The sequence below is a fragment of the Pseudomonas sp. AAC genome (genome assembly GCF_000725445.1).
GTDB classification, from domain to species: Bacteria; Pseudomonadota; Gammaproteobacteria; order Pseudomonadales; family Pseudomonadaceae; genus Pseudomonas; species Pseudomonas citronellolis.
The window spans coordinates 458925-482264 of record NZ_KL647097.1; the positions used below are offsets into that span (position 1 = coordinate 458925).

General features: G+C 69.4%; 21 protein-coding genes. 10 read left to right on the forward strand and 11 right to left on the reverse strand.

Features of this window, described 5'->3' with window-relative positions:
* Positions 1 to 519: 519 nt before the first annotated feature.
* Positions 520 to 786: a DUF2790 domain-containing protein gene (locus FG99_RS15840; RefSeq protein ID WP_043270980.1), complete on the forward strand. Its 267-nt coding sequence runs from the start codon at positions 520 to 522 to the stop codon at positions 784 to 786.
* Positions 787 to 874: 88 nt separating this feature from the next.
* On the opposite strand, the gene FG99_RS15845 is transcribed toward FG99_RS15840, so the two are convergent.
* Positions 875 to 2002 (reverse strand): GNAT family N-acetyltransferase, encoded by a 1128-nt coding sequence (locus FG99_RS15845; RefSeq protein WP_043270982.1) that lies wholly within the window; start codon positions 2000 to 2002, stop codon positions 875 to 877.
* A gap of 211 nt (positions 2003 to 2213) precedes the next feature.
* Between FG99_RS15845 and FG99_RS15850 the strand changes: the two genes are divergently transcribed.
* Entirely contained in the window at positions 2214 to 2465 is a 252-nt protein-coding gene (locus FG99_RS15850) for a hypothetical protein (protein ID WP_009620418.1), read from the forward strand.
* 3 nt (positions 2466 to 2468) lie between these two features.
* Here FG99_RS15850 and FG99_RS15855 read toward each other — a convergent pair whose 3' ends face one another.
* Positions 2469 to 3497 (reverse strand): glycosyltransferase family 4 protein, encoded by a 1029-nt coding sequence (locus tag FG99_RS15855; RefSeq protein WP_043270985.1) that lies wholly within the window; start codon positions 3495 to 3497, stop codon positions 2469 to 2471.
* Positions 3494 to 4306: a UDP-2,3-diacylglucosamine diphosphatase gene (locus FG99_RS15860; RefSeq protein ID WP_043270987.1), complete on the reverse strand. Its 813-nt coding sequence runs from the start codon at positions 4304 to 4306 to the stop codon at positions 3494 to 3496. Before FG99_RS15860 ends, FG99_RS15855 begins: the two co-directional genes overlap by 4 nt.
* Before the next feature lie 124 nt (positions 4307 to 4430).
* Here FG99_RS15860 and FG99_RS15865 point away from each other — a divergent pair, with 124 nt between their 5' ends.
* The 3 genes from FG99_RS15865 to FG99_RS15875 all read left to right on the forward strand — a co-directional run bounded on the left by FG99_RS15865 (position 4431) and on the right by FG99_RS15875 (position 6539).
* Positions 4431 to 5192, forward strand: a complete 762-nt coding sequence (locus FG99_RS15865) for a helix-turn-helix transcriptional regulator (protein WP_043270989.1) — start codon at positions 4431 to 4433, stop codon at positions 5190 to 5192.
* A gap of 77 nt (positions 5193 to 5269) precedes the next feature.
* A complete protein-coding gene (locus FG99_RS15870; RefSeq protein ID WP_043270991.1) occupies positions 5270 to 5611 on the forward strand; it encodes a tRNA-binding protein in 342 nt (113 codons plus the stop codon).
* 64 nt (positions 5612 to 5675) lie between these two features.
* Positions 5676 to 6539, forward strand: coding sequence for a DMT family transporter (locus FG99_RS15875; protein WP_081884644.1), 864 nt, complete (start codon positions 5676 to 5678; stop codon positions 6537 to 6539).
* 308 nt (positions 6540 to 6847) lie between these two features.
* Here FG99_RS15875 and FG99_RS15880 read toward each other — a convergent pair whose 3' ends face one another.
* From FG99_RS15880 to FG99_RS15890, 3 genes are all read right to left on the reverse strand, one after another.
* Positions 6848 to 7333 (reverse strand): hypothetical protein, encoded by a 486-nt coding sequence (locus FG99_RS15880; protein ID WP_043270992.1) that lies wholly within the window; start codon positions 7331 to 7333, stop codon positions 6848 to 6850.
* Positions 7334 to 7494: 161 nt separating this feature from the next.
* Positions 7495 to 8493 (reverse strand): ADP-glyceromanno-heptose 6-epimerase, encoded by a 999-nt coding sequence (gene rfaD / locus FG99_RS15885; RefSeq protein ID WP_043270994.1) that lies wholly within the window; start codon positions 8491 to 8493, stop codon positions 7495 to 7497.
* 109 nt (positions 8494 to 8602) lie between these two features.
* On the reverse strand, positions 8603 to 8887 hold the full coding sequence (locus tag FG99_RS15890; RefSeq protein ID WP_009620440.1) for an Rdx family protein: 285 nt from the start codon (positions 8885 to 8887) through the stop codon (positions 8603 to 8605).
* A gap of 66 nt (positions 8888 to 8953) precedes the next feature.
* Between FG99_RS15890 and FG99_RS15895 the strand changes: the two genes are divergently transcribed.
* Positions 8954 to 11140, forward strand: coding sequence for a patatin-like phospholipase family protein (locus FG99_RS15895; protein WP_043270996.1), 2187 nt, complete (start codon positions 8954 to 8956; stop codon positions 11138 to 11140).
* A gap of 601 nt (positions 11141 to 11741) precedes the next feature.
* Here the strand turns inward: FG99_RS15895 and FG99_RS15900 are convergent.
* From FG99_RS15900 to recQ, 5 genes are all read right to left on the reverse strand, one after another.
* Entirely contained in the window at positions 11742 to 13823 is a 2082-nt protein-coding gene (locus FG99_RS15900) for a motility hub landmark protein FimV (RefSeq protein WP_051878956.1), read from the reverse strand.
* 281 nt (positions 13824 to 14104) lie between these two features.
* Positions 14105 to 14539, reverse strand: a complete 435-nt coding sequence (slyA, locus tag FG99_RS15905; RefSeq protein WP_043271000.1) for a transcriptional regulator SlyA — start codon at positions 14537 to 14539, stop codon at positions 14105 to 14107.
* A 94-nt stretch (positions 14540 to 14633) separates the two neighbouring features.
* The gene (locus tag FG99_RS15910) at positions 14634 to 15650 is read right to left on the reverse strand and encodes a DUF2804 domain-containing protein (RefSeq protein WP_043271002.1); all 1017 of its coding nucleotides are present in this window, start codon (positions 15648 to 15650) and stop codon (positions 14634 to 14636) included.
* Between the two features lie 93 nt (positions 15651 to 15743).
* On the reverse strand, positions 15744 to 16901 hold the full coding sequence (locus FG99_RS15915; RefSeq protein ID WP_043271004.1) for a GGDEF domain-containing protein: 1158 nt from the start codon (positions 16899 to 16901) through the stop codon (positions 15744 to 15746).
* A 125-nt stretch (positions 16902 to 17026) separates the two neighbouring features.
* Complete coding sequence (recQ, locus tag FG99_RS15920) at positions 17027 to 19171, reverse strand: DNA helicase RecQ (RefSeq protein ID WP_043271006.1); 2145 nt, start codon at positions 19169 to 19171, stop codon at positions 17027 to 17029.
* 444 nt (positions 19172 to 19615) lie between these two features.
* Between recQ and FG99_RS15925 the strand changes: the two genes are divergently transcribed.
* From FG99_RS15925 to lapD, 4 genes are all read left to right on the forward strand, one after another.
* Positions 19616 to 20203 (forward strand): UPF0149 family protein, encoded by a 588-nt coding sequence (locus FG99_RS15925; RefSeq protein WP_043271008.1) that lies wholly within the window; start codon positions 19616 to 19618, stop codon positions 20201 to 20203.
* A gap of 10 nt (positions 20204 to 20213) precedes the next feature.
* A complete protein-coding gene (locus tag FG99_RS15930) occupies positions 20214 to 20615 on the forward strand; it encodes a YbaN family protein (RefSeq protein WP_043271010.1) in 402 nt (133 codons plus the stop codon).
* A gap of 62 nt (positions 20616 to 20677) precedes the next feature.
* A complete protein-coding gene (lapG, locus tag FG99_RS15935; protein WP_043271012.1) occupies positions 20678 to 21379 on the forward strand; it encodes a cysteine protease LapG in 702 nt (233 codons plus the stop codon).
* A gap of 9 nt (positions 21380 to 21388) precedes the next feature.
* Positions 21389 to 23338 carry a cyclic di-GMP receptor LapD gene (lapD, locus tag FG99_RS15940; protein WP_043271014.1) on the forward strand — a complete coding sequence of 650 codons (1950 nt, stop codon included), beginning with the start codon at positions 21389 to 21391 and terminating at the stop codon, positions 23336 to 23338.
* Positions 23339 to 23340 lie beyond the last annotated feature (2 nt).

Consider the following 23340-nt stretch of genomic DNA (forward strand, 5'->3'; position numbering starts at 1 on the left):
CTGCTCCGCGCGGGATAAACACCACCGTAGGATGGGTGGAGCGAAGCGATACCCATCGCCATGGACAGATGGGTTTCGCAAGCTCAACCCATCCTACGCAGAGCCCACGCGTAGGGCGCATAACGCCCCAGGCGTTATGCGCCGCCGAGCTCCCGCGCCAATGCCATCGGCGGATAACCGCGAACGGTTATCCGCCCTACCCATTAATTACGGGCAGGCCCGTGACGCAGAGCGCCTCGGCGCAGCCGGCAAAACGAACGTATTGCCTGGCACTTAATGAAGCCTTAAGCCTCCATCCCGAACCCTGCGACAAGTCGCCGCATCACCCCGGTCGATGATCATTAGCAAGCACATCAATTTCTCGCGTGGGGTGGTTCGGTGGTCATATCTGTTCCACGCCCCGCCACGCGGTGGACGCCTGAAGCATCGCCCCCCTGCCCGCCCCGGACCCGCGGCCAGACATCGGATGCCAGTGCTCCAGGGCGGGGCTTCATCCCCTTCGCTATGAGGACCACCAGAATGAAGATTGCTTCTGTCGTATCGGCGGTGCTTTCCAGCCTCGCGCCCATGGTCTTCGCCCAGGACGCCATCAAGGAGCCGGGCGCCGACCTTCCGACGGTCGAATACCACTACGGCATGCCGCTGGACATCGACAAGGTGCTGCACCGTACCGACAACTCGCACAAGGTGGGCATGGTCCCCGCCTACCTCGTGTACCAGGACCACGAGGGCACCACGCACCGCGTGCGCTTCCTCGAATGGGGCGGCCAGGCGAGCCACGTCTGAGCCCCACCCGGTCTCGGTCCCTGGCCGACTTGGCCACCCCGCGAGCCTGTCGTAGCGGCCGGGGGCCGACCTTCTACCCGACTTCCCCTTACTCCGCCTGCCGGTAAGGCAGCGCCGCCCGCGCCTCCTCGGCGTAGGCGCGGATGCCGGCGCGTTCCTGGGCGAGGAAGTCGTCCACCGCGGCGCGCAGGCCCGGGTGCCCCAACTGATGCCAGGAGCGCGTGAGCACCGGCTCGAAGCCGCGGATCAGCTTGTGCTCGCCCTGGGCGCCGGCGTCGAAACGGCGCAGCCCGGCGGCCAGGGCGTAGTCCAGGCCCTGGTAGAAGCAGGTTTCGAAGTGCAGGCGGTCGTACTCCGCCAGACAACCCCAGTAGCGCCCGTAGAGGGTGTCGCCATCCACCAGGCTGAAGGCCATGGCCACCGGCCGTCCGTTGCGGCGGGCGAAGACCACGCGGATCGCCGCGCCCATACGCTCGGCCAGCAGGCTGAAGAACTCCCGCGTCAGGTACGGCGCCTGGCCGCGCACCTCGTAGGTGCTGGCGTAGCAGGCGTAGACGAAGTCCCAGTCGGCCTCGGCCAGCTCGGGCCCCTCCATCCAGCGGAACTCCATGCCCTGCCCGGCCACCTGCTCGCGCTCCTTGCGCAGTTGCTTGCGCTTGCGCGAGGCCAGGGCGTCGAGGAAGTCCTGGAAATCCCGGTAGCCGCGGTTGAACCAGTGGTACTGGCAGCCCAGGCGTTCCAGCCAGCCGCCCTGCGCGGCGATCAGCCCGTCGGCGCGCGGGTCGGTGAAGTTCACGTGCACGCCGGACCACACGCCTTCCGCGGTGCCCTCGGCCAGCACGCCCAGCAATTCGGCGATGCCCTCGTCCGTGCCCAGCAGGCGCGCGCCGCTCACCGGCGAGAAGGGCACGCCCACCAGCAGCTTGGGGTAGTAGCGGATACCGGCACGCTGGCAGGCGTCCGCCCAGCCCCAGTCGAACACGTATTCGCCATAGGAATGCGCCTTCACGTAGGCCGGCAGCGCCGCGCGCAGCCGCCCGGCGTCGTCGAGCAGCACATGGTGCGCCGGGCGCCAGCCGGTGCGCGCGGTGACGCTGCCGCTGTCCTCCAGGCTGGCGAGGAAGGCGTGGCGCAGGAACGGCTGGGCGTCCGGCAGCAGAGCGTCCCACTGGCTGGGCGCGAGGTCGCCGAGGCGGGAAAGTCTGTGGATAGGCATGCCGACAGTCTGGCGCCGGGCGCGGCGGAAGAAAAGTGCCGCGGCGCCCTTCGTCGCCCCGTCCTTGCACGGCCGGCCCGCTGTTCTAAGGTGGGGATACGCGAAAGCACAGGCCCCGCCACCGGCGGGACAGCCACGCCAGAGCGGCGCGGCGCCTGGCGCCGGCAATGGCGCAGGCGGCGCCCCCTGGCCCGACAGCGAGGTCCATGCCATGCAAACCCTGCAATGCACCCATCGCGACTACACCATCATCGCCCGCGTCTTCGAACACCCGGGGCTGCCCACGCCCTATGCCGGCGGCTGCCAGATCATCGCCCCGGACGGACGCAGCACGCGGCGCCAGCCGCTGCCGACGAAGATGGCCTTCCTCGCCGACCTGGACGCCGCGCAGCACGCCTCCATCGCCCACGGCAAGTGGCTGGTGGACCAGAGCCTGGACAGCGACCGCGACCTGTTCCACTAGGCGTCAGTCGGCCAGGGCCTCGGCCTCGGTCATGCCACCCGGCTCGCCGAGCGGCCGCTGCAGGGCCAGGAACTGCTGCGCCGAGAGCCGCCAGGACTGCCCGGCGGCCCACTCGGCGCAGGCCTGGCGGTCCAGCGCCAGGGCGCGCAGGCAGGCCTTGCGCAGGTCGCTATCGATGGCGCCAGTGACGCCCTCCTCCAGCACGTCCAGCGGGCCCGGCACCGGGAAGGCGGCCACCGGCGTGCCGCAGGCCAGGGCTTCGTACATCACCAGGCCGAGGGTGTCGGTGCGCGAGGGGAACACCAGCACGTTGGCCGCGCGATAGGCCTCGGCCAGCGCCTCGCCATGGCGGTAGCCGAGGAATTCCACCTGGGGATAACGCGCCTGCAGCTCGCCGCGTGACGGGCCGTCGCCCACCACCCGCTTGAGCCCGGGCAGGTCCAGGTCGAGGAAGGCTTCCAGGTTCTTCTCCGGCGCCAGGCGCCCGACATAGAGGAACACCGGGCCCTCGACAGGCCCCGGTCCCATCTGGAATTGCGTGGTATCCACACCCTTGCGCCACAACTCCAGGGCCTGTACGCCCCAATCGGCGAAGGCGCCACGCATGCGCTCGCTGCTCACCAGCACCGCCGCGCTGGGCGCGTGGAAGCGGCGCAGCACGGCATAGCCGAACGCCAGCGGCAGCCAGGCCCAGCGGTTGTTCAGGTATTCCGGGAAGCGCGTGTGGATCGCCGTGGTGAAGGCCAGGCCGCGGCGCAACAGCCAGCGCCGCGCGGCCCAGCCCAACGGGCCCTCGGTGGCCAGGTGCACGCAGTCCGGGGCGAAGGCCTCGATGGCCGGGCCGACCTTCCACAGGTCCCAGGCCAGGGGGATTTCCGGGTAGCTCGGGCAGGGCCGGCTGCGGAACTCGGCCGGCGACAGCAGGCGTACCTGGTGCCCCATGGCCTCCAGTTCGGCGACCAGAGCACGCAGGCTGGTCACCACGCCGTTCACCTGCGGCGCCCAGGCGTCGCTGACGATCAGCAGCCTCATGCCGCCGGCTCGGCGACGATGGCCTCGCTGGCGTGCTGGAGCTGCTCCTCGGCCAGGCGGTAGAGCTGGATGCTGCCGTCCCAGTGCTCGATCAGCGCCGTGCAGGACTCCACCCAGTCGCCGCAGTTGAGGTACTCCACCTCGCCGATCCGGCGGATCTCCGCGTGGTGGATGTGCCCGCAGACCACGCCGTTCAGCCCGCGCTTGTGGACTTCGTGGGCGATGGCTTCCTCGAAGTCGCTGATGAAGTTCACCGCGGTCTTCACCTTGTGCTTCAGGTACGCCGACAGCGACCAGTAGCCATAGCCGTAGCGGCTGCGCCAGTGGTTCAGCCAGCGGTTGAGGGTCAGGGTGAATTCGTAGGCCGAGTCGCCGAGGAACGCCAGCCAGCGGTGGTAGCGGGTGATGACGTCGAACTGGTCGCCGTGGATCACCAGCAGGCGGCGGCCGTCGGCGGTGGTGTGCTCGATCTCGTCGACCAGGCGGATGTTGCCCAGCAGCAGCGTGGAGTAGCGGCGCAGGAACTCGTCGTGGTTGCCGGTGACGTAGATCACCTCGGTGCCGCGCTTGCTCATGGTCAGCAGGCGGCGGATCACGTTGGTGTGCGCCTGCGGCCAGTAGATGCCGCCGCGCAGCTTCCAGCCGTCGATGATGTCGCCCACCAGATAGATACGCTCGGCGTGGTAGCGCTTGAGGAAGCCCGCCAGGTGCTCGGCCTGGCAGTCGCGCGTGCCCAGGTGGACGTCGGATATCCACAGGGTGCGCACCCGTTGTTTCTTGGTCGGCATCAGGCGTTGGGCGCTGGTCATGGGCGGCCTCCGGCGGGGTTTAGTCGATTTTCCGGCCCGGCGGTGACCCGCGCGTGACGGCCGCGCGACAGTCCCGTGACAACCTGCGCCGCGCTAGACTGTGGGCCTGCCCCCGGAGCCCGCCATGAGCCAGATCCTCTCCCTGCGCCGCTACAGCCACGAGCACCTCGCCCACAGCCACGACCACGCGCAACTGGTCCTGGGGCTGTCCGGCGACCTGGAGTTCGAGGTCGCCGGCCTGGGCAGCCGCGTCACCCGCCAGCACTTCGCGGTGGTCCCGCGCGGCGCGCACCACGCCTGCGCCGCCCCCGGCGGCAGCCAGTGCCTGGTGTTCGACCTGGAGGACGAGGACCTGCTGCTGCGCGGCCTGGGCGAGCACGCGCAGAGCATCCGCCGCCTGCTGGAACGCCCCGCCGCCCTGGCCCTGAACCCGGCCCAGGGGCAACTGGTGCACTGGCTGGCCGCCAGCCCCCTGCAGGACCCGGTGATCGCCCGCCAGGGCGCCCTGCTGCTGCTCGCCAGCCTGGCCGGCATGCACGCCGCCGAGGAACCGTCGCGCCTGCCGCTGGCCAGCCTGGACGCCTACGTCGACCGCCACGCCGGGCACCCGCTGCAGGTCGCCGACCTGGCGCGGCTGGCCGGGCTGTCGGCGGCGCGCTTCCACGCCCGCTTCCTCGCCGAAACCGGGCAGACGCCCATGGACTACGTGCGCCAGCGCCGCCTGCAACTGGGCCGCGAGCTGCTCTGCGCCACGCACCTGGCGGTGGGCGAGATCGCCGCGCGGGTCGGCTATGCCTCGCAGAGCGCCTTCACCGCCGCCCTGGTCCGCCAGTTCGGCAGCACGCCACGGCAGATCCGCCGCGAGGCGCGCGACAATTCCCGCTAGCCGCGCGACAGACAAACGCCCCGCCACGCCCTAGACTGCCGCCCCATCATTGAGAAGATGAGCTGAGGAGATCGGCGATGTCGGCAGAGACCATCGAGTGGCAGGATTTCGAGCGCGTCGAACTGCGCGTGGGCACCATCGTCCACGCCGAACCCAACAGCAAGGCGCGCAAGCCGGCGTACATCCTGCAGGTCGACCTCGGTCCGATGGGGCTGAAGACCTCCAGCGCGCAGATCACCGCGCACTATTCCCTCGACGAACTGCTCGGCCGCCAGGTCCTGTGCGTCTGCAACTTCGCCCCCAAGTCCATCGCCGGGGTGCGCTCGGAAGTGCTGGTCACCGGCGTCTACGACAGCGACGACAAAGTGGTGCTGGCCGGCTTCGACAAGCCGCTGCCCAACGGCGCGCGCCTGGCCTGAGGCCTTCAACCGCCAGGCGACTGGCTCATCGAGCACCTGCGATCCCGCGATAGATAGAGAAGCAATGCGCGTTCCCCGACTGACACCCCGCTCGGCCCTGGTCGGCCTGCACGTAGGCGCCCTGATGTTCGGCCTGAGCGGCATCTTCGGCAAACTCATCCTCGCCGCCCCGCTGGTGATCGTCTTCGGCCGCGCGCTGTTCGGCCTGGCGGCGCTGGGCGGCGCCTTCGCCGGGCACCTGGCGGCGCAACCGCGGCCAAGCCCGCGCCAGGCCGCCGCGCTGGCCGGCAGCGGGCTGCTGCTGTGCGCGCACTGGCTGACCTTCTTCCTCGCGGTGAAGGTGGGCAACGTCGCCGTGGCCACCTTGGGTTTCGCCAGCTTCCCGGCCTTCACCGTGCTGCTGGAAGGGCTGCTGTTCCGCGAACGCATCCGCCACGCCGAGTACCTGGTGGTGGGCCTGGTGTGCCTGGGCCTGGTGCTGGTGACGCCGAACCTGGACTTCAGCCAGGGCGCCACCGCCGGGCTGTTCTGGGGCATCGCCTCCGGCCTGCTGTTCGCCCTGCTGTCGCTGGCCAACCGCGCCAGCGTGCGCGGGCTGGACCCGATCCTCTCGGCCTTCGCGCAGAACCTCACCATCGTCCTCTGCCTGGCGCCGCTGGCCCTGTTCGAACTGCCCGCGGTGCGCGCGCTGGACTGGTTGTGGCTGGTGCTGCTGGGAGTACTGTGCACGGGCGTGGCGCACAGCCTGTTCGTCGCCAGCCTGCAACTGATCAAGGCGCGCACCGCGGCGGTGATCTTCGCCCTGGAACCGGTCTACGGCATCGCCTTCGCCGCCGTGCTGTTCGGCGAACAGCCGAGCCTGCGGATGCTGGCCGGTGGCGCGCTGATTATCTTCGCCACCTTCCTCAGTGCGCGTAGTGCCGCTTAGCCTGTGCTGCCGGGACGTCCGGCGTGGCCGGTGAATCCAATCGCGGACGGAGTCCGCTACGGTTCCGGGAAAGCCCCGTAGGCGTTTCAGGATGACTCCGGACTCAGCCCCGCTCCGAACGGCCCCCTAGCCCTCCGGGAGAGGGCTGGGGTGAGGGCATGATTCCGCTCCAATAGCGTCGGGAAAAATAAGAAGGCCGCCCCGCAGCATGCGTAACCCGACTCCTTGCCCTGGGGAGGGATTGCCAAGGAATCACCGCACGATTGCCTGCGAAGCGGCCTGTTCGGTCCGGCCCGGGGCCGGTTGTTTCAGTTGATGCTGTAGCCCCGCCCATTCAGGCAGGCACCCAGCGCCCGCCGGTAGGTATCCGCCACGCCCGGTGCCGGCGCCTGGCTGGCCGCGGCCGGGTCGAAGCCGCTCTGGCCCACGGCCCAGGTGTGGCACTCGTAGCGGTCGCGGCTCTGCTGGTCGGGCGTCTGCCCGCGCGCCGGGTAGGCGATCACGTCATAGCTCACACCCGCCGGCGCCTGCTGCACCGCCGGCGGCGGCTCCACCACCACGTATTCGCGACGGTCGGCGTTCCACAGGTAGTAGGTGCCCGCAGCGACGAAATAGAGCGCACTGCCGATCCACAGCGACCGCGCATAATCCGGCAGGCCATGGCCATGCCCGGGGCCCGGCCCCCAACCATGCCCCGGGCCGGGACCATAACCGGGCGGCCCGGCCACGGCGGCGGCCGACAGGCTCAGGGCCAAGGCAGCGGCGATCGACTTGAGCACAGCTTGCGACGACATCTTGATTGCACCTCCGGACACGAGCGCCCAAGCACCCGCCTTTCATGGTGCCTATCATCGCTCGTCCGGGGCCTGTCGGTTGTCAGCGCTTGGTAAAGACTGGGTAAAACAACCGATACATCCGCACGTATGGAAGGCTCTCATGCGAAGAGCTCGGCTGCTCAGGCCGCTTCCTGTTCCAGCAACCACCGACAATAACGCTCCACCCCCTCCTCCACGCCCAGCATCGGCGCGCGGTAGCCGGCCTCGCGGAGGAAGGCGATGTCGGCGCAGGTGTAGCACTGGTACTTGCCGCGCAGGCTGCCGGGGAATTCGACGTATTCCAGCAGCCCCTGGGCGATGGCCTGCTGCAGGTCCAGCGGCGGTTGGTCCTGCTGCGCGCGCAGGCTGTTGATCACCGCCAGGGCCACGTCGTTGAAGGGCTGGGCGCGGCCGCTGCCGAGGTTGAAGATGCCGCTGCGGCCGGGGTTGTCGAGGAAGTGCAGGTTGACCCGCGCCACGTCGTCCACGTAGACGAAGTCGCGCAGGTGGCCGCCGGCCGGGTAGTCGCCGTATTCGCCGAACAGTTGCACCTTGCCGCTGGCGCGGAACTGCTCGAAGCAGTGGAAGGCCACTGAGGCCATGCGCCCCTTGTGCTGCTCCCGCGGGCCGTAGACGTTGAAGTAGCGCAGCCCGACGATCTGGCTGCGCGCCTGCGGCAGGGCGCGGCGCACGCGCTGGTCGAAGAGGAACTTGGAGTAGCCGTAGGCGTTCAGCGGCCGCTCGTACTCGCGCAGCTCGCGGAAGTCGCGGCCGGCGCCATACACCGCCGCCGAGGAGGCGTAGATGAACGGTACGCCGAGCTTCAGGCTGGCTTCCAGCAGGTCGCAGCTGTAGCGGTAGTTGTTGTCCATCAGGTAGCGCCCGTCGCCTTCCAGGGTGCTGGAGCAGGCGCCTTGGTGGAACAGCGCGCGGACCACGCCGAAGCCGCCGCGGGCGTAGCGCTCGACGAAGTCGCGCTTGTCCAGGTAGTCGGCGATGTCGCAGTCGGCCAGGTTGCGGACCTTGTCGCCCTCGGTCAGGTCGTCGACCGCGATGATGTCGGTTTCACCACGCCGGTTCAGCGCCTTGACGAGGTTGCTGCCGATGAAGCCGGCCGCCCCGGTGACGATGATGCTCATGTGGCAACCCTCCCCTGGGGAGAATGAGTTGCCCACAGGCTATTGCGCGCGCCGCCGGCAGCCTTTGATATAAGGCAGGGAAAGATAGCTCACTAACGAAATACCCGACTCACGGCCGGTCGTTGTGCCCCAGGTCGCGCTGCGGGTCGATGCGGTCGCGGACCCGCTGCTTGAGCACCTTGGCCTCGGGGAAGCCGCCGTCGGCCTTGCGCTCCCAGATCTGCTCGCCGTCGCAGGTGATGCGGAACACCCCGCCGGTGCCGGGCTCCAGGCTCACCCGGGCGAGGTCGTCGGCGAAGGTGCTGAGCAGTTCCTGGGCCAGCCAGGCGGCGCGCAGCAGCCACTGGCACTGGGTGCAATAGGTGATGACGATTTCCGCTCTGGGCTGGCTCATGGCGACCGGGCTCCTGCTCTGGGATGCCTATAATAGCCGCCTGGAAGCCCGATCGGACCCCGCCCCATGCGCCGCCTGCTGTTCGCCCTGCTGCTGTTCCTTCCGCTGTCCACCCTCGCCGCCGGGCACCCGCCGAAGATCGGCCTGGTGCTGTCCGGCGGCGCCGCCCGCGGCCTGGCCCACATCGGCGTGCTCAAGGCCCTGGACGAACAGGGCATCCACATCGACGCCATCGCCGGGACCAGCATGGGCGCGGTGGTCGGCGGGCTCTACGCCGCCGGCTACACGCCCAAGGAGCTGGAGCGCATCGCCCTCGGCCTGGACTGGCAGCAGGCGCTGTCCGACTCGCCGCCGCGGGTGGACGTGCCCTTCCGGCGCAAGCAGGACGACCGCGACTTCCTGGTCAAGCAGAAGCTCAGCTTCCGCGACGACGGCTCCCTCGGCCTGCCCCTGGGCGCCATCCAGGGGCAGAACCTGACCATGCTCCTGGAAAGCCTGCTGGTGCACACCAGCGGTACCCGCGACTTCGACAAGCTGGCCATCCCCTTCCGCGCCGTGGCCACCGACATCGCCACCGGCGAGAAGGTGGTGTTCGACCGCGGCCACCTGCCCCAGGCGATCCGCGCCAGCATGTCGATCCCGGCGGTGTTCGCCCCGGTGGAGGTCGACGGCAAGCTGCTGGTGGACGGCGGCATGGTCGACAACATCCCGGTGGACGTGGCGCGCAGGATGGGCGTCGACGTGGTCATCGTGGTCGACATCGGCAACCCGCTGCTGGAGCGCAAGCAACTGACGACGGTGGTGGACATGCTCAACCAGTCGGTCACCCTGATGACGCGCAAGAATTCCGAGGCGCAGCTGGCCACCCTCAAGCCCGACGACGTGCTCATCCAGCCGCCGCTCAGCGGCTACAGCTCCACCGACTTCGGCCGCGTGCCGCAACTGATCGACGCCGGCTACCGCGCCACCAGCATCCTCGCCACGCGCCTGGCGGCCCTGCGCAAGCCCCGCGACCAGGAGGCCGTGGCCCTGGCCGAGGCGCGCACGCCGGACGAGCGCACCCCGGTGATCGGCAGCATCCGCGTGGAGAACGACTCCAAGGTCGGCGACGAGGTGATCCGCCACTACATCCGCCAGCCGCTGGGCCAGCCGCTGGACCTGGAGCGCCTGCAGAGCGACATGAGCACCCTCTACGGCCTGGACTACTTCGACCAGGTGCAGTACCGCGTGGTCCGCGAGAAGGACGGCAACGCCCTGGTCATCCACGCCCTGGGCAAGCGCAGCGGCACCGACTACCTGCGCCTGGGCCTGAACCTGTCGGACGACCTTCGCGGCGACAGCACCTTCAACGTCGGCGCCAGCTACCGCGTCAACGGCATCAACCGCCTCGGCGCGGAATGGCTGACGCGCCTGCAGATCGGCGACCAGCAGGAGCTCTACAGCGAGTTCTACCAGCCGCTGGACGCCGGCTCGCGATACTTCGTGGCGCCCTACCTGTTCAACGAAGCGCGCAACGTCGAGGCCACCGACAACGACGACCCCATCGCCGAATACCGCCTGGAGCGCTACGGCTACGGCCTCAACCTCGGCCGGCAGATCGCCAACAACGGCGAGATCCGCCTGGGCGTGGCCCAGGCCTTCGGCAAGGCCGACGTGCGCGTGGGCCAGCGGGACCTGCCGGACTTCCACTTCAACGAAGGCTATGCCGAGCTGAAGTACTCCTTCGATACCATGGACAACGTCGACTTCCCCCGCGAGGGCGAGGACATCCAGGCCAGCTACCGCGAGCACACGCCGTCGCTGGGCGACGACGACCGCTACCGCCAGTGGGAACTGCGCCTGGACAAGGCGCTGAGCAGCGGGCCGAACACCTGGGTGCTCGGCGGCGGCTACGGGCGCACCCTGGACGACGCCGACGTGGTGGTGTCGAGCTTCCTGCTCGGCGGCGCGCGCGAGCTCTCCGGCTTCCGCCAGGACGCCCTGGCCGGGCAGAACTACAGCCTCGGCCGGGTGATCTACTACCGGCGCATGACCGAACGCTCGTTCCTGCCCCTGGACTTCCCCTTCTACCTCGGCGGCAGCCTGGAACGCGGGCGGGTGTGGAACAACGACAACAGCTACGACACCGGCTACATCAACGCCATGAGCATCATGCTCGGCTTCGAGACGCCGCTGGGGCCGCTGTCGTTCAGCTACGGGCTCAACGATGCCGACGAGCATGCGGTGTACCTGAACCTGGGGCGGAATTTCTGAGGGAGCCCTGCCGTCCTCGGGCGCAGGTGTTCTGGCTGGCGGCGGATAACCGCGAACGGTTATTCGCCCTACGGTCGGACGCGGGTGTAGGAGCGACTGTCTTGCCGACTGCGCCAGGGCGCTCTTCGTAGGATGGGTTGAGCCTGCGAAACCCATGCGGCCACAGTGATGGGTATCGCTTCGCTCAACCCATCCTACGGGGTGTGTGGTGGTGTAGGAGCGCGCCCTGCGCGCGATATCGCGGGCAGGGCCCGCTCCTACAGGGGTACGCCATGGCTCCTACTAAGAGCCCTCCGGCGTGGCCGGCAAGACAGTTGCTCCCCCGCGCCATTCCCCTCGGGATTGAGGGAGCAGGCCTGCGGCTCCCTCACCCTAACCCTCTCCCGGAGGGAGAAGGGACCGTTCGGCGTACTCGGGGAGATTGGAGTTAGCCGGAGAGTAAGGATTCTCCGGCTGAAACCTCACTCCCAGCCGGCACGTACTGCCCCCTCTCCCTCCGGGAGAGGGCTGGGGTGAGGGGAAAGCCCAACACCAACTCTCCCCGGCTTCAGGCAACAAAAAGCCCGGCGCAAGGCCGGGCTCCAAGTGAATCGGGGATGCTTCAGGCAATCCGCGCCAACAGCTCGCGGGCCTCTTCCTGTTCCTGCTTGTCGCCCTTCTGCAGCACTTGTTCGAGGATCCGGTAGGCCTCGTCGAGGTCGCCGCGGTCGATGCAGGCGCGGGCCTGGTCGAGGCTGGCCAGCAACTTGTCCTGCTCGCCGCCGGAACGGCTCGGCAGGCCGAAGGCGCCGGCCTGTTCGTCGTCCAGGTCGAACTCGGTGACTTCGGGCAACTCGCGCAGGTTGCTGCGGAAGTCCTTCAGCAGATCGTCGGTGTCGTCCTTGCCGCCCTTGGCCGACGCACCCTTGGGCGAATCGAAGGCGTCCAGGCTGTTCCAGTCCAGGTCCAGGGACAGTTCGCCCAGGTTCAGGTCGCCGGCGTCGCTCAGCGGCGGCTGTGCCGGCGCGGGGTGCTCGCCGATGTCGCCCAGCTCCAGCCCGTCCCATTCGCCGAGGCCGTCGCTGATGGCCTGCTCGTCTTCACGCTCGAGCATGGCGGGGTAGCGGGCCTTGAGCTGGTCGATCTGCTTCTGGTCGCCGCCCATCGCCTGCAACGCCCGCTCCTGCTCGCGGAAGGCGGCCCGGTCGCCGAGTTCGGCGAGCACCAGCAGCAGCTTCAGGCGCAGGTCGCGGCGCTGCGGTTCGGCGGCGACGGACTTGACCAGCATGTCGCGGGCCTGGCCGAAGCGGCCGTAGGCGATGTAGATGTTCGCCCCTTCCAGGCTGTCGCTGCTGGCTGCCGGCAGCCGTGCCAGGGAGGCTTCGTTGACGCTGGCCAGCGGCTCGACGGCGGAAGCCACCACCGGCCTGGCCGGTGCTGCCGGGCGGGCCGGCGCCAGCGGCGGCAGGCTGACGGCCTCGGGCTGCGCCTGGGGCGGCTCGTCGCCGCTGGGCTTGCGCCGGCGGTTGTAGACCAGGCCCAAGGCCAGCACCAGGGCTGCCAGGGCGGCCCACGGCCAGTAGCGGCTCAGGGAAGCGTTTTCTTCGCCCTGCGCGGCAGGCGCCTGGGGCGCCGGCTTGGCGGCTTCCACCGTCGGCGCGGGCGCGGCAGCCGGTGCAGCCACGGGTGCCGCAGGCGCGACTTCAGGCAGCGGAGCGCTGGCCGGCGCAGCCGCTTGCTCGGCCTGGCGCCGGGCCAGCTCGGCCTGCAGGCTCTGCACCTGCTGGTCGCGGCTTTCCAGGGCCTTCTGCAGGGTGTCGAGCTGCTGTTGCAGGGTGTCCATGCGCTGGTTCAGACGCTCGCGCTCGGCGGTCAGGTCGGCCAGTTGCCCCTGGGCCTGGGCCACCGTCGCCTCGCTCGGCGCCGGCGCGGCAGGCGCGGCGCTGGTCGGCGCGGCGGCAGCAGCGGTGTTCGTGGCAGCCGCAGGCGCAGCCTGGCCGGCGGGCAGCACCAACTGGTAACCGAGGCGCAGGCGGTGCGGGTTGCCGCCGATGAACGCCTGCGGGTTGAGCTGCTGCAGCTGGGTCATCAGCGCCTGGCGGGCGGCGCCCTTGGCGCCCAGGCGGCCGGAGATGCTCCACAGGGTGTCGCCCGCCGCGGTGGTGTAGCGCCCCTCGCCCGCGGCGATGGGCGCGCTTGGAACGGGCGCCGGGCGCGCTGCCGCACTGCGCTTGGCCGGGCGGCTGGCTGCCGGGCCGCTGTCGGCACCGCGCGTGGGAGCGCTCTGGGCATAGCTGCCGCCGGCATAGCCCGGCGGGTCGATCAGCAGTGTGTACTCGCGCAGCAGGCGGCCGTTGGGACGCTCCAGTTCGAGGAGGAAATTCAGGTAGGGCTCATGCACCGGCTGGGTGGAAACCACACGGATGTAACCGCGACCGTTACGGATCACCGGGGTGAAGCGCAGGTTCTGCAGGAAGGCGGTGCGGTCCACGCCCATGCGCTCGAAGGTGGCCATGTCGGCCAGGCGGGCGATGAGTTCGTCACTGCTCAGGTCGCCGGGCTGCAGCAGTTCGATCTCCGCATCCAGCGGCTGGTTCAGCGCCGAGCGCACGGTGATGTCGCCGAGCCCCAGAGCATGGGCCTGGGAAGTCATGAGTGCCGAGAGTACGGCCATTGCCAGCGGCAAGCGAGTGAGTCGAGCCATAGGTCCCATCCCAGTTGTGTCCAGGTCTGCAGGCCATCCTTGACCTCGCTGTGCGATCGGTCGTGCTGTCCATGCAATATAGGCGCCCATCCGGGACGTGGGTTGGCCCGGCAACGCCATAAAGGCTCATTGCTATCACGATTAGGCGCAGGCCCCGTCTAGGTCAAGACAATTCGTCGGAAACCCGGCGAAAGGTCTGGGTACCACTCCGAACGGATGACGGCCCCCGTAGGAGCCGTCAGAAGTTTGGCAATTCTACTCGAAAAAGTGTGAAGAATCGCTCAGTTCTTTTCCAGGTTGGAGAGGATGCGGGAGAGGATTTTCTGACAGATTGCAATGTCCGACTCGTCGATGCCGGTCAATACGTCATTGCGCACGCTGGCGGCGATGTTCTCGATGTCGGCGATCAGCACGTCGGCCTTGGGCGTCAGGCAGATGCGCTTGGCGCGGCGGTCTTCGGCCACCGCCTGGCGGCGCACCAGGCCCTGGGATTCGAGGCCGTCGAGCAGGCGCGCGAGGGTCGGGCCTTCGACGCCGACCGATTGCGCGAGCTCGCGCTGGGTGGGGATGCCGGAATTGCGCGCCAGGTGCAACAGCACCAGCCAACGGGCCTGGGAAAGCCCCAGGTGGCTGAGGCGGCGGTCGAGTTCGGCGCGCCATGCACGCGAGGCCTGGGCCAGTTGGGTGCCGAAGTAGTGCTTGTCTTTATCTGTCATTGTGCTGCAGCAGTTTCAGGCTAATTGATTTGGCTAATTATTAGTCGGCTAATCAAGCCCGTACAATGACATTTTGTCGCAGGGCTTTACCCGTTCACCATTTGGCGTACTGGTCCTCGACGAAGCCCCAGAGGTCGTCGATGACCAGCGACGCGCGGCCATGGGGGCGCAGCTCGCCGCGGAAGCGCCCGAATATCTGCTTGAAGTTGCTCGCCAGCAGGCCCAGGTTCAGGCGCTCGCGGTGCAGGCCGCGGGCCTCGAAGGTCAGGTCCACCTGGCCGTCGAAGGAGCGGATGTGCCAGGGGCCCAGCTCCCGGTCGCGGTCGAACTCGAAACGTACGCTGTCGACCTTGCACAGCTTGCCGTCGAGCCAGAAGCAGTTCTCGGTGAAGCTGGTCTCGTTGACCCCGCACGACAGGTTCAGCCCCACCCGCCTCCCCTGCGCTTCGCCGGACAGGCAGGCCCAGTTCCAGAAGGTCTCGCGGCGCATGTAGCCGGCCGACCAGTCGTGGTGGGCGAAGGCGTCGATGGCGCGCAGGTCAAAATCGCCCAGGGCGCTGCGCACCTGGCCCTCGCAGCGCACCCCGGCGACCTTGCGTGCGTATACCCAGCCGTTCACCGCCGCGGGCGTGCACAGGCTCATGGGCTGGAAGGCCGGTTCAGCCTCGTCGAAACAGGCGTCGATGCGCGTGCCATCGTCCAGTTCCACCAGCAGGCGCTTGCGCAGCGGCCCGGCAGAGTTCTCCAGGCGCAGCCGGTTGCGCCCCTGGCGCAGTTCGCAGGCGCCGTCGTCCGGGCGCTGCGAGAAGCGCGTGCCCAGGCCCAGCGGGCATTTGAAGCGGCGTTCGAGCATGCGCCCGCTGCGCGGCTCGTAGAGGTAGACGAAGCCGACGGCCACCAGGCTCAGTTCGGCCAGGGCGCAGCCGCCGATCAGCTGCGGGCTGATCAGGCCGAAGTACTGGAACTGGTGGAAATTGCGCCACTTGCTCAGCGCGCCCAGCTTGCGCCCCATGGGCGAGCGGTAGTCGAAGTCGCGGTGGTTGACGTCCTGCGGGGTCTCGGCGAACACCCCGTAGTGGGGCTGGCCGTTGGCCTGGATCAGTCGCTGCATGGCGGGCGCTCGGCTGCGGGGTCGGCGGCATCCTAGCACCGGCGTGCCGGCGGGCGCAGTCACCGGCGGCGCCAGGACGGGGGACCGAATGGGTCAGGCCACCACCTGGTTGCGGCCGAACGCCTTGGCCTCGTAGAGGGCGCGGTCGGCATGGGCGTAGATCGCCTGCAGGGCCGAGGCGGCGCCGGGCTGCAGGCAGGAAACGCCGATGGACAGCGTCACCTCCGCGGCGGTGCTCGACCCCTCGTGGCTGATGCCCAGGCTCTGCACCGCTTGGCGCAACACCTCGGCGCGCTGCCGGGCCTCGTCCAGGTCGGTGCCATAGAGCAGCACGGCGAACTCCTCGCCGCCCAGGCGCACGGCCATGTCCAGCGGCCGCCGCGCGCTGGCCGCCAGGGCCTTGCCTATGCGGCGCAGCACCTCGTCGCCGGCCTGGTGGCCGTAGCGGTCGTTGTAGGCCTTGAAGTGGTCGACGTCGCAGAGCAGCAGCGACAGCGGCGTGCCGTCGCGCTGGGCCTGGCGCCACAGGCGCTCCAGTTGGCGGTCGAAGCTGCGCCGGTTGTGCAGGCCGGTGAGGGCGTCGTGGTCGGCCATCTGACGCATCAGCCGGCTGACCAGGAAGTGCTCGCGGGACTTGTACTCCAGCAGGTAGCAGCCCACCGCGCCGACCAGGTTGCCCAGCAGCAGGAACACCAGGTTGTTCAGCAGCTTGGCCGGCGCCAGGCCGGCGTAGAGCTCGCAGCCCAGGTAGGCCAGGAGGATCAGCGAGGCCGAGCCCAGCGCCTCGGAGAAGCGCAGGCCGACCAGGAAGTAGGCGGCCATGCTGACCAGCAGCAGGCCTTCATAGGGATAGCCGGGGTCGACGCGGTGGGCGATGCCCACCACCACGGCGGCGCCGATGCCCACGGCGAGGATGCAGGCGAGGCTCAGCGGCACCACCAGGCGCACGAAGCGCCGTTGCAGGATCAGCCCGCCGCAGACAACCAGCAGCACCAGCACCGCGGCGCGCACGGCGAGCAGGTTCCAGTGCTGCGGCCCCGGGATCAGCAGCAGGTCGATGGCCGCCAGCGCCAGCCAGGCCAGCACGGCGAAGCCGAGGGCGCTGCACTTGAGGGCGAAGTTGTCTTCCAGCAGGTAGGCGCGGTACTCGCCTTCCACGGGCGCGTCGAAGCGCAGGCGGCGGAAACCGCGGGCGAGCTGTTCGGCGTAGGGGTTGGCGCGCACGTCGTCGAGCCAGGCATGGTGTGGCACGTCCGCCTCTTCTGGTGGAGGTCTTGGGCACACCTTAGCCCGTTGCGAAGCGCGTCACAAGTTTGTCGCCTCGAAACGCCACTTTTCTGTCAGCCATCAGAGCGCCAGCATGGCCGGCGCCGGTCTCAGACTTCCAGCTCGGCCTGCAGCGCGGCGCGCACGCAATGCAGCACGCCCTGCGGCACGCGGCCCTCGAAGCGTTCGGCCAGGGCCGCCACCGGCGGCAGCTCGCCGTCCTCTTCGAGGAAGGCGTCCTGCACTTCGGCCAGCAGTTCCTCGGGCAAGTCCAGGGCCTGTTCCAGGCTCAGCTGCTGCGCGGCGATGGCCTCGGCCAGCAGGTTGTAGACGTTCTTCTCGCTGCAATCGAGCTGGCGGGCGATCTGCGCCGGGGTCATGCCGGCGCGGGCCAGGCTGACCAGTTCGTGGCTGAGGTCGACCACCGGCGCCGGCGTGGCGGGCGCCGCCGCGGACTCGGTGAGCACGTCGAGGAAGGCCTGGCCGTAGCGCTCCAGTTTGCGCGCGCCGACGCCGCTGACCTGGGCCATGGCGGTGAGCGTGGTCGGCTGGCTGCGCAGCATTTCCAGCAGGGTGGCGTCGGGGAAGATGACGTAGGGCGGCACCGAATGCTCCTGCGCCAGCTTGCGCCGCAGGGTGCGCAGGGCTTCCCACATCTCGCGCTCTTCCTGGCGCACCAGTTGGCTGGCCGGGCTGGCGCCGCCGGAGGACGGGGACTTGCTGCGCTGCGGCTTGGGATCGCGGCGCAGGGCCAGGGTTTCCTCGCCACGCAGCAGCGGCCGGCAGGCCTCGGTCAGGCGCAGGCTGCCGTAGCCGTCGAGGTCGACGTCGGCCAGGCCGCGCGCCACCAACTGGCGGAACAGGGTGCGCCACTCGTCCTCGGGGCGGCCCTTGCCGATGCCGAACACCGCCAGGTGCTGGTGGCCGAGGCTGCGCACCTTCTCGGTTTCCTTGCCCATCAGGATGTCCACCAGGTGGCCGACGCCGTAGCGCTGGCCGCTGCGGTAGATGGCCGACAGCGCCTGGCGCGCGGGCTCGGTGGCGTCCCAGGTCTCGACGCCGTCGACGCAGTTGTCGCAATGCCCGCAGGGGTTGGGCATGACCTCGTCGAAGTAGGCCAGCAGCGCCTGGCGCCGGCAGCGCGGCTCCTCGCACAGCGCCAGCATGGCTTCGAGCTTGTGCCGTTCGACGCGCTTGTGGCGCTCGTCGCCCTCGGAGTTCTGCATCATCTGCCGCAGCAGCAGCACGTCCTGCAGGCCGTAGGCCATCCAGGCGTCCGCCGGCAGGCCGTCGCGGCCGGCGCGGCCGGTTTCCTGGTAGTAGGCCTCCAGGCTCTTGGGCAGGTCGAGGTGGGCGACGAAACGCACGTTGGGCTTGTCGATGCCCATGCCGAAGGCGATGGTCGCCACCATGATCAGCCCTTCCTCGTTGAGGAAGCGCTTCTGGTGGAAGGCGCGCAGTTCGTTGGACAGCCCGGCGTGGTAAGGCAGCGCCGGGAAGCCCTGGTTGGAGAGGAACTCGGCGACCTCCTCGACCTTCTTGCGCGACAGGCAGTAGACGATGCCGGCATCGCCGCGGCGCTCGGCGAGGAAGCCCAGTAGCTGCTTGCGCGGCTGCTCCTTGGGCACGATGCGGTAGAAGATGTTCGGCCGGTCGAAGCTGGAGAGGAACTGCTCGGCGTTCTGCAGGTGCAGGCGCTGGATCATCTCCTCGCGGGTGCGCATGTCCGCCGTGGCGGTCAGGGCGATGCGCGGCACGTCCGGGAACAGCTCGGCGAGCTGGCCCAGCTGCAGGTATTCCGGGCGGAAGTCGTGGCCCCACTGCGACACGCAGTGCGCCTCGTCGATGGCGAACAGGCCGACGTTCAGGCGCTGCAGGAAGTCCAGCATGCGCGGCTGCACCAGGCGCTCCGGGGCGAGGTAGAGCAGTTTGATCTCGCCGCGCTGCAGGCGCGCGGCGATGTCCCGCTGCGCCTCGGGGCTGAGCGAGGAATTCAACGCGGCGACCGGCACGCCCAGCTCGTCGAGGGTGGCGACCTGGTCCTCCATCAGCGCGATCAGCGGCGAGACCACCACCGTCAGGCCCTCGCGCAGCAGCGCCGGCACCTGGAAGCACAGCGACTTGCCGCCGCCGGTGGGCATCAGCACCAGGGCGTCGCCGCCGCTGGCCACGCGTTCGATGATGCGCGCCTGGTTGCCACGGAAGGCGTCGTAGCCGAATACGTCTTTGAGGATGCGCTGGGCCTGGTCGAGCATGGGGGACTCCGTTTCGAGCCGGGCATTATACGCAAGCGGGGCGATGGGGGTGGGTCAGCCGTCGCAATGGATTGGAGGCACCTGCTCTATTAGAGCGCCCTCTCCCTGACGGAAGAGAGCGCCGTTCGTGCCGCCGGGGCGTCCGGCGTGGCCGGAGAATCCAATCGCGGACAGAGTCCTCCTACGCCCGGCCTTCCCGGAACTGTAGGAGCGGGCCCTGCCCGCGATTTCGCGCGCAGGGCGCGCTCCTACATGGGAATGGTGCGGGTGGGCGGCGTAGGAGCGGCTCTCACCCGCGAATCGCGCCGATATGTCCGGCTATCGCGAACAGGGTCCGCTCCTACGAAAAGCAGAACCCCACGCCGGCCACCAAGCCCCGTGGCTGGCCCGCGGGCCGCGGAAAGACTACAATTCAGGCCCGCATCCCCGCCGAGGTAGTAACCGATGTCCTTCGCCGACCAACTGGCCCGCCTGCAAGCCTTTCTCGATGCCGACGACCTGCACGAGGAAGCCTTGGACTATGTCGCGGCCCACGGCTACCTGACCGCCTTGGCGATCTGCCCCGACCAGGTGCCCGACCGCGAGTGGATCGATGCGCTCTTCGCCGAGCCGCCGCACTATCGCAGCGACGCCGAGCGCGAGGAAATCGAGGGCTCCCTGCTGCTGCTCAAGGCGCACATCACCCGCCAACTGGCCGGCGACGAGGAGCTGGAGCTGCCCTGCGAGCCCTACCTGGGCGATGAGCCGGACGACTCCGATATCCGCGGTTGGTGCATCGGCTTCATGGAAGGCGTGTTCCTGCGCGAGGCCGTGTGGTTCGAGCAGGCCGAGGAAGAAGTCAGCGAGCTGCTGCTGCCGATCATGGTCGGTTCCGGGCTGTTCGACGAGCAGCCGGAGTTCGACGAGATCGCCCGCGACCGCCACCTGGTGGACGACATGGTCGCGCAGATCCCCGAGCTGCTGACCAACCTGTTCCTGCTCTGCCAGGCCCCGGAAGAGAAGCCGGCGCTGCTCAAGCCCCGCCAACACTGATCCGGCGCCTATGGCACCGCGGGAAATCCGCCGTAGCCGTCACGCCTGGGTGCGCTACCTGCTGCTGGCCGTCGGCTGGCTCAGCGTGGCGCTCGGCGTGGCGGGGATCTTCCTGCCGCTGCTGCCCACCACGCCCTTCCTGCTGCTCGCCGCGGCCTGCTTCATGCGCAGTTCGCAGCGCTTCTACGACTGGCTGGTGAGCCACCCCAGGCTGGGCCCGTGGATCGGCGACTACCTGGAAGGCAACGGCATCCCGCTCAAGGGCAAACTCTACACCGTGGGGCTGATGTGGATCAGCATCGGCTTCTCCTGTTACCTGGTCCCACACCTCTGGGCCCGGGTGTTCATGCTCGCCAGCGCGGTGCTGGTCAGCCTGTACATCCTGCTGAAGGTGAAGACCCGCCGTCTCTGAGGCGGCATCGACAGCCGGCGAACAGCGCCTAGACTTGCCACATCCCCCCTGGAGCACTGGCGATGCAGCCATTGCGAGGAGCCCGTCGGCTGTTCGTCTGCCTGCCCCACCTCCGGGCCGGCCTGGCGCTGCTCCTCGTCCTGGCCCTGGGCATCCAGGCGCAGTGGGACTTCGACGCCATCCTGCGCAAGGCCGAGCAACGCTGGGGCGACCTGGGCCCGGCGCGCCAGCGCATCCGCGACTGGGGCGAGCTGCTGCAAAGCGCCCGGGGCCAGGACGAGGCCGGCAAGCTCAAGGCCGCCAACGACTTCTTCAACGCCAGCCTGGCGTTCCGCGACGACCGCAGCGTGTGGGGCCAGGAAGACTACTGGGCGACGCCCGTCGAGACCCTGTACAAAGGCGCCGGCGACTGCGAGGACTACGCCATCGCCAAGTACGTCACCCTGCGCCAGCTCGGCATCCCCAGCGACAAGCTGCGCATCACCTACGTCAAGGCGCTGCGCCTGAACCAGGCGCACATGGTGCTGACCTGGTACGCCAGCCCCGACGCCGAACCGCTGGTGCTCGACAACCTCATCCCGCAGATCCGCCCCGCCTCGCAGCGCCAGGACCTGCTCCCGGTCTACGCCTTCAACGCCGAAGGGCTGTGGCTGCCCGGCCCCGGCGGCGGCAAGCGCAGCGGCAGCAGCAAGCAGCTGTCGCGCTGGCAGGACCTGTTGACCAAGATGCGCGGCGAGGGGCTGATCCTCGACGAGACGCGCTAGGAGGCATGCATGTCGCTACTCAAGCAACTCTTCCTGGCCATCTGCCTGTTCCTGGTGGTGGCCTTCGCCGGCAGCTTCGCCACCAGCCTGGAGAGTTCCCGCGAGCAGCTCATAAGCCAGTTGCGCTCCCACGCCCAGGACGCCGCCACCGCCCTGGGCCTGTCGCTGACGCCCCACGTCGACGACCCGGCGATGATCGAGCTGATGGTCAGCTCCATCTTCGACAGCGGCTACTTCGCCAGCATCCGCGTGGTGCGCATCGCCGACGGCCAGGTGCTGGTGGAACGCAAGGCCGCCCCGGGCAACGGCGAGGTGCCCGGCTGGTTCGCCCGCCTGGTCAACCTCAAGGCCGAAGGCGGCGACGCCCTGATCATGCGCGACTGGGAGCAGGCGGCGCGGGTCGAGGTGGTCAGCCACCCGCAGTTCGCCCTGGCGCGGCTGTGGGACAGCGCCCTGGGCAGCCTGGCCTGGCTGCTCGGTTGCGGGGTGGTCAGCGCGATCCTCGGCGGCTGGCTGCTGCGCACCCAGCTACGCCCGCTGGACCAGATGGTGCAACAGGCCCGGGCCATCACCCGCCGCGAATTCCTCACCCTGCCCCGCGAGCCGCGCACCCCGGAACTGCGCCGGGTGGTGCAGGCGATGAACCAGATGGTCGAGAAGCTCAAGGCGCTGTTCGCCGAGGAGGCCTCGCGCAGCGAGAAGCTGCGCGAGGAGGCCTACCAGGACAGCCTCTCCGGCCTGGCCAACCGGCGCCTGTTCGACGCCCGCCTGGAAGCCCAGCTGACCCCCGGCGAGCAGAGCGCCGCCGGCTACCTGCTGCTGCTGCGCCTGAACGACCTGGCCGGGCTCAACCAGCGCCTGGGCGGCCAGCGCACCGACGCGCTGATCCGCGAAGTCGCCGGCCTGCTGCAGGGCGCCCAGGCCCAGCACGGCAAGCCCGACTGGCTGGCGGCGCGCAGCCGTGGCGGCGAATTCACCCTGCTCGCCCCGGGGCTGGACGGCAGCGGCGCCGAGCGCCTGGCCGAAGCCCTCAGCGACCAGTTGGAAAGCCTCCAGCGCACCGGCGCCAGCGACGTCCAGCCGGTGGCGCACCTGGGCCTGGCCGCGTTCCGCCCGGGGGAAGCGGCGGCCAGCGTCCTGGCCCGCGCCGACCAGGCCCTGGCCAGCGCCCAGGCCAATGCCGAACGGCCCTGGCAACGCCTCGACGAATCCAATGGCCAGCCGGCCCAGGACAGCCATGCCTGGCACGCCTGGATCGACAGCGCGCTGCAGAAGAGCCAGCTGCAACTGTGGTTCCAACCGGTACGCGCCTGCGCCGACGGCGCCCTGCTGCAGCAGAAGCTGCTGGCGCGCCTGCTCGACCCGCAGGGCCAGGCAGTAGCCGCCGGACAGTTCCTGCCCTGGGTGGAGCGCTTCGGCTGGGCGGCCCGCCTGGATCGGGCCATGCTCGAACACGCCCTGGCCCACCTGGCCCGGCACCCCGAACCCGTGGCGCTGAGCCTGTCGGCCGCCAGCGTGCGCGAGCCCCGGGCGCTGCGGCAACTGCTCGAAGCCATCAAGGCCAACCCGCAGCAGGCCGCCCTGCTGACTCTGGAACTGGACGAGCGCTACCTGCCGCCGCCGGCCGAACTGGAACAACTCGGCCAGGCCGTGCGCGAAACCGGCGCCAGCCTCGGCCTGCAGCACTTCGGCGGGCGCTTCAGCCTGATCGGCAACCTCACCCATCTGGGCCTGGCCTACCTGAAGCTCGACGGCAGCTACATCCGCGCCATCGACCAGGACCAGGCCAAGCGCCTGTTCATCGAGGCGGTGTTCCGCGCCACCAACAGCATCGACCTGCCGCTGATCGCGGAGATGGTGGAGAGCGAGGGGGAATTGCGGGTGTTGCGGGAGATGGGGATCAAGGGGGCGATGGGGCGGTTGGTCGGGACGCCGGCGCCCTGGGGTGAGAGGGGATAGAG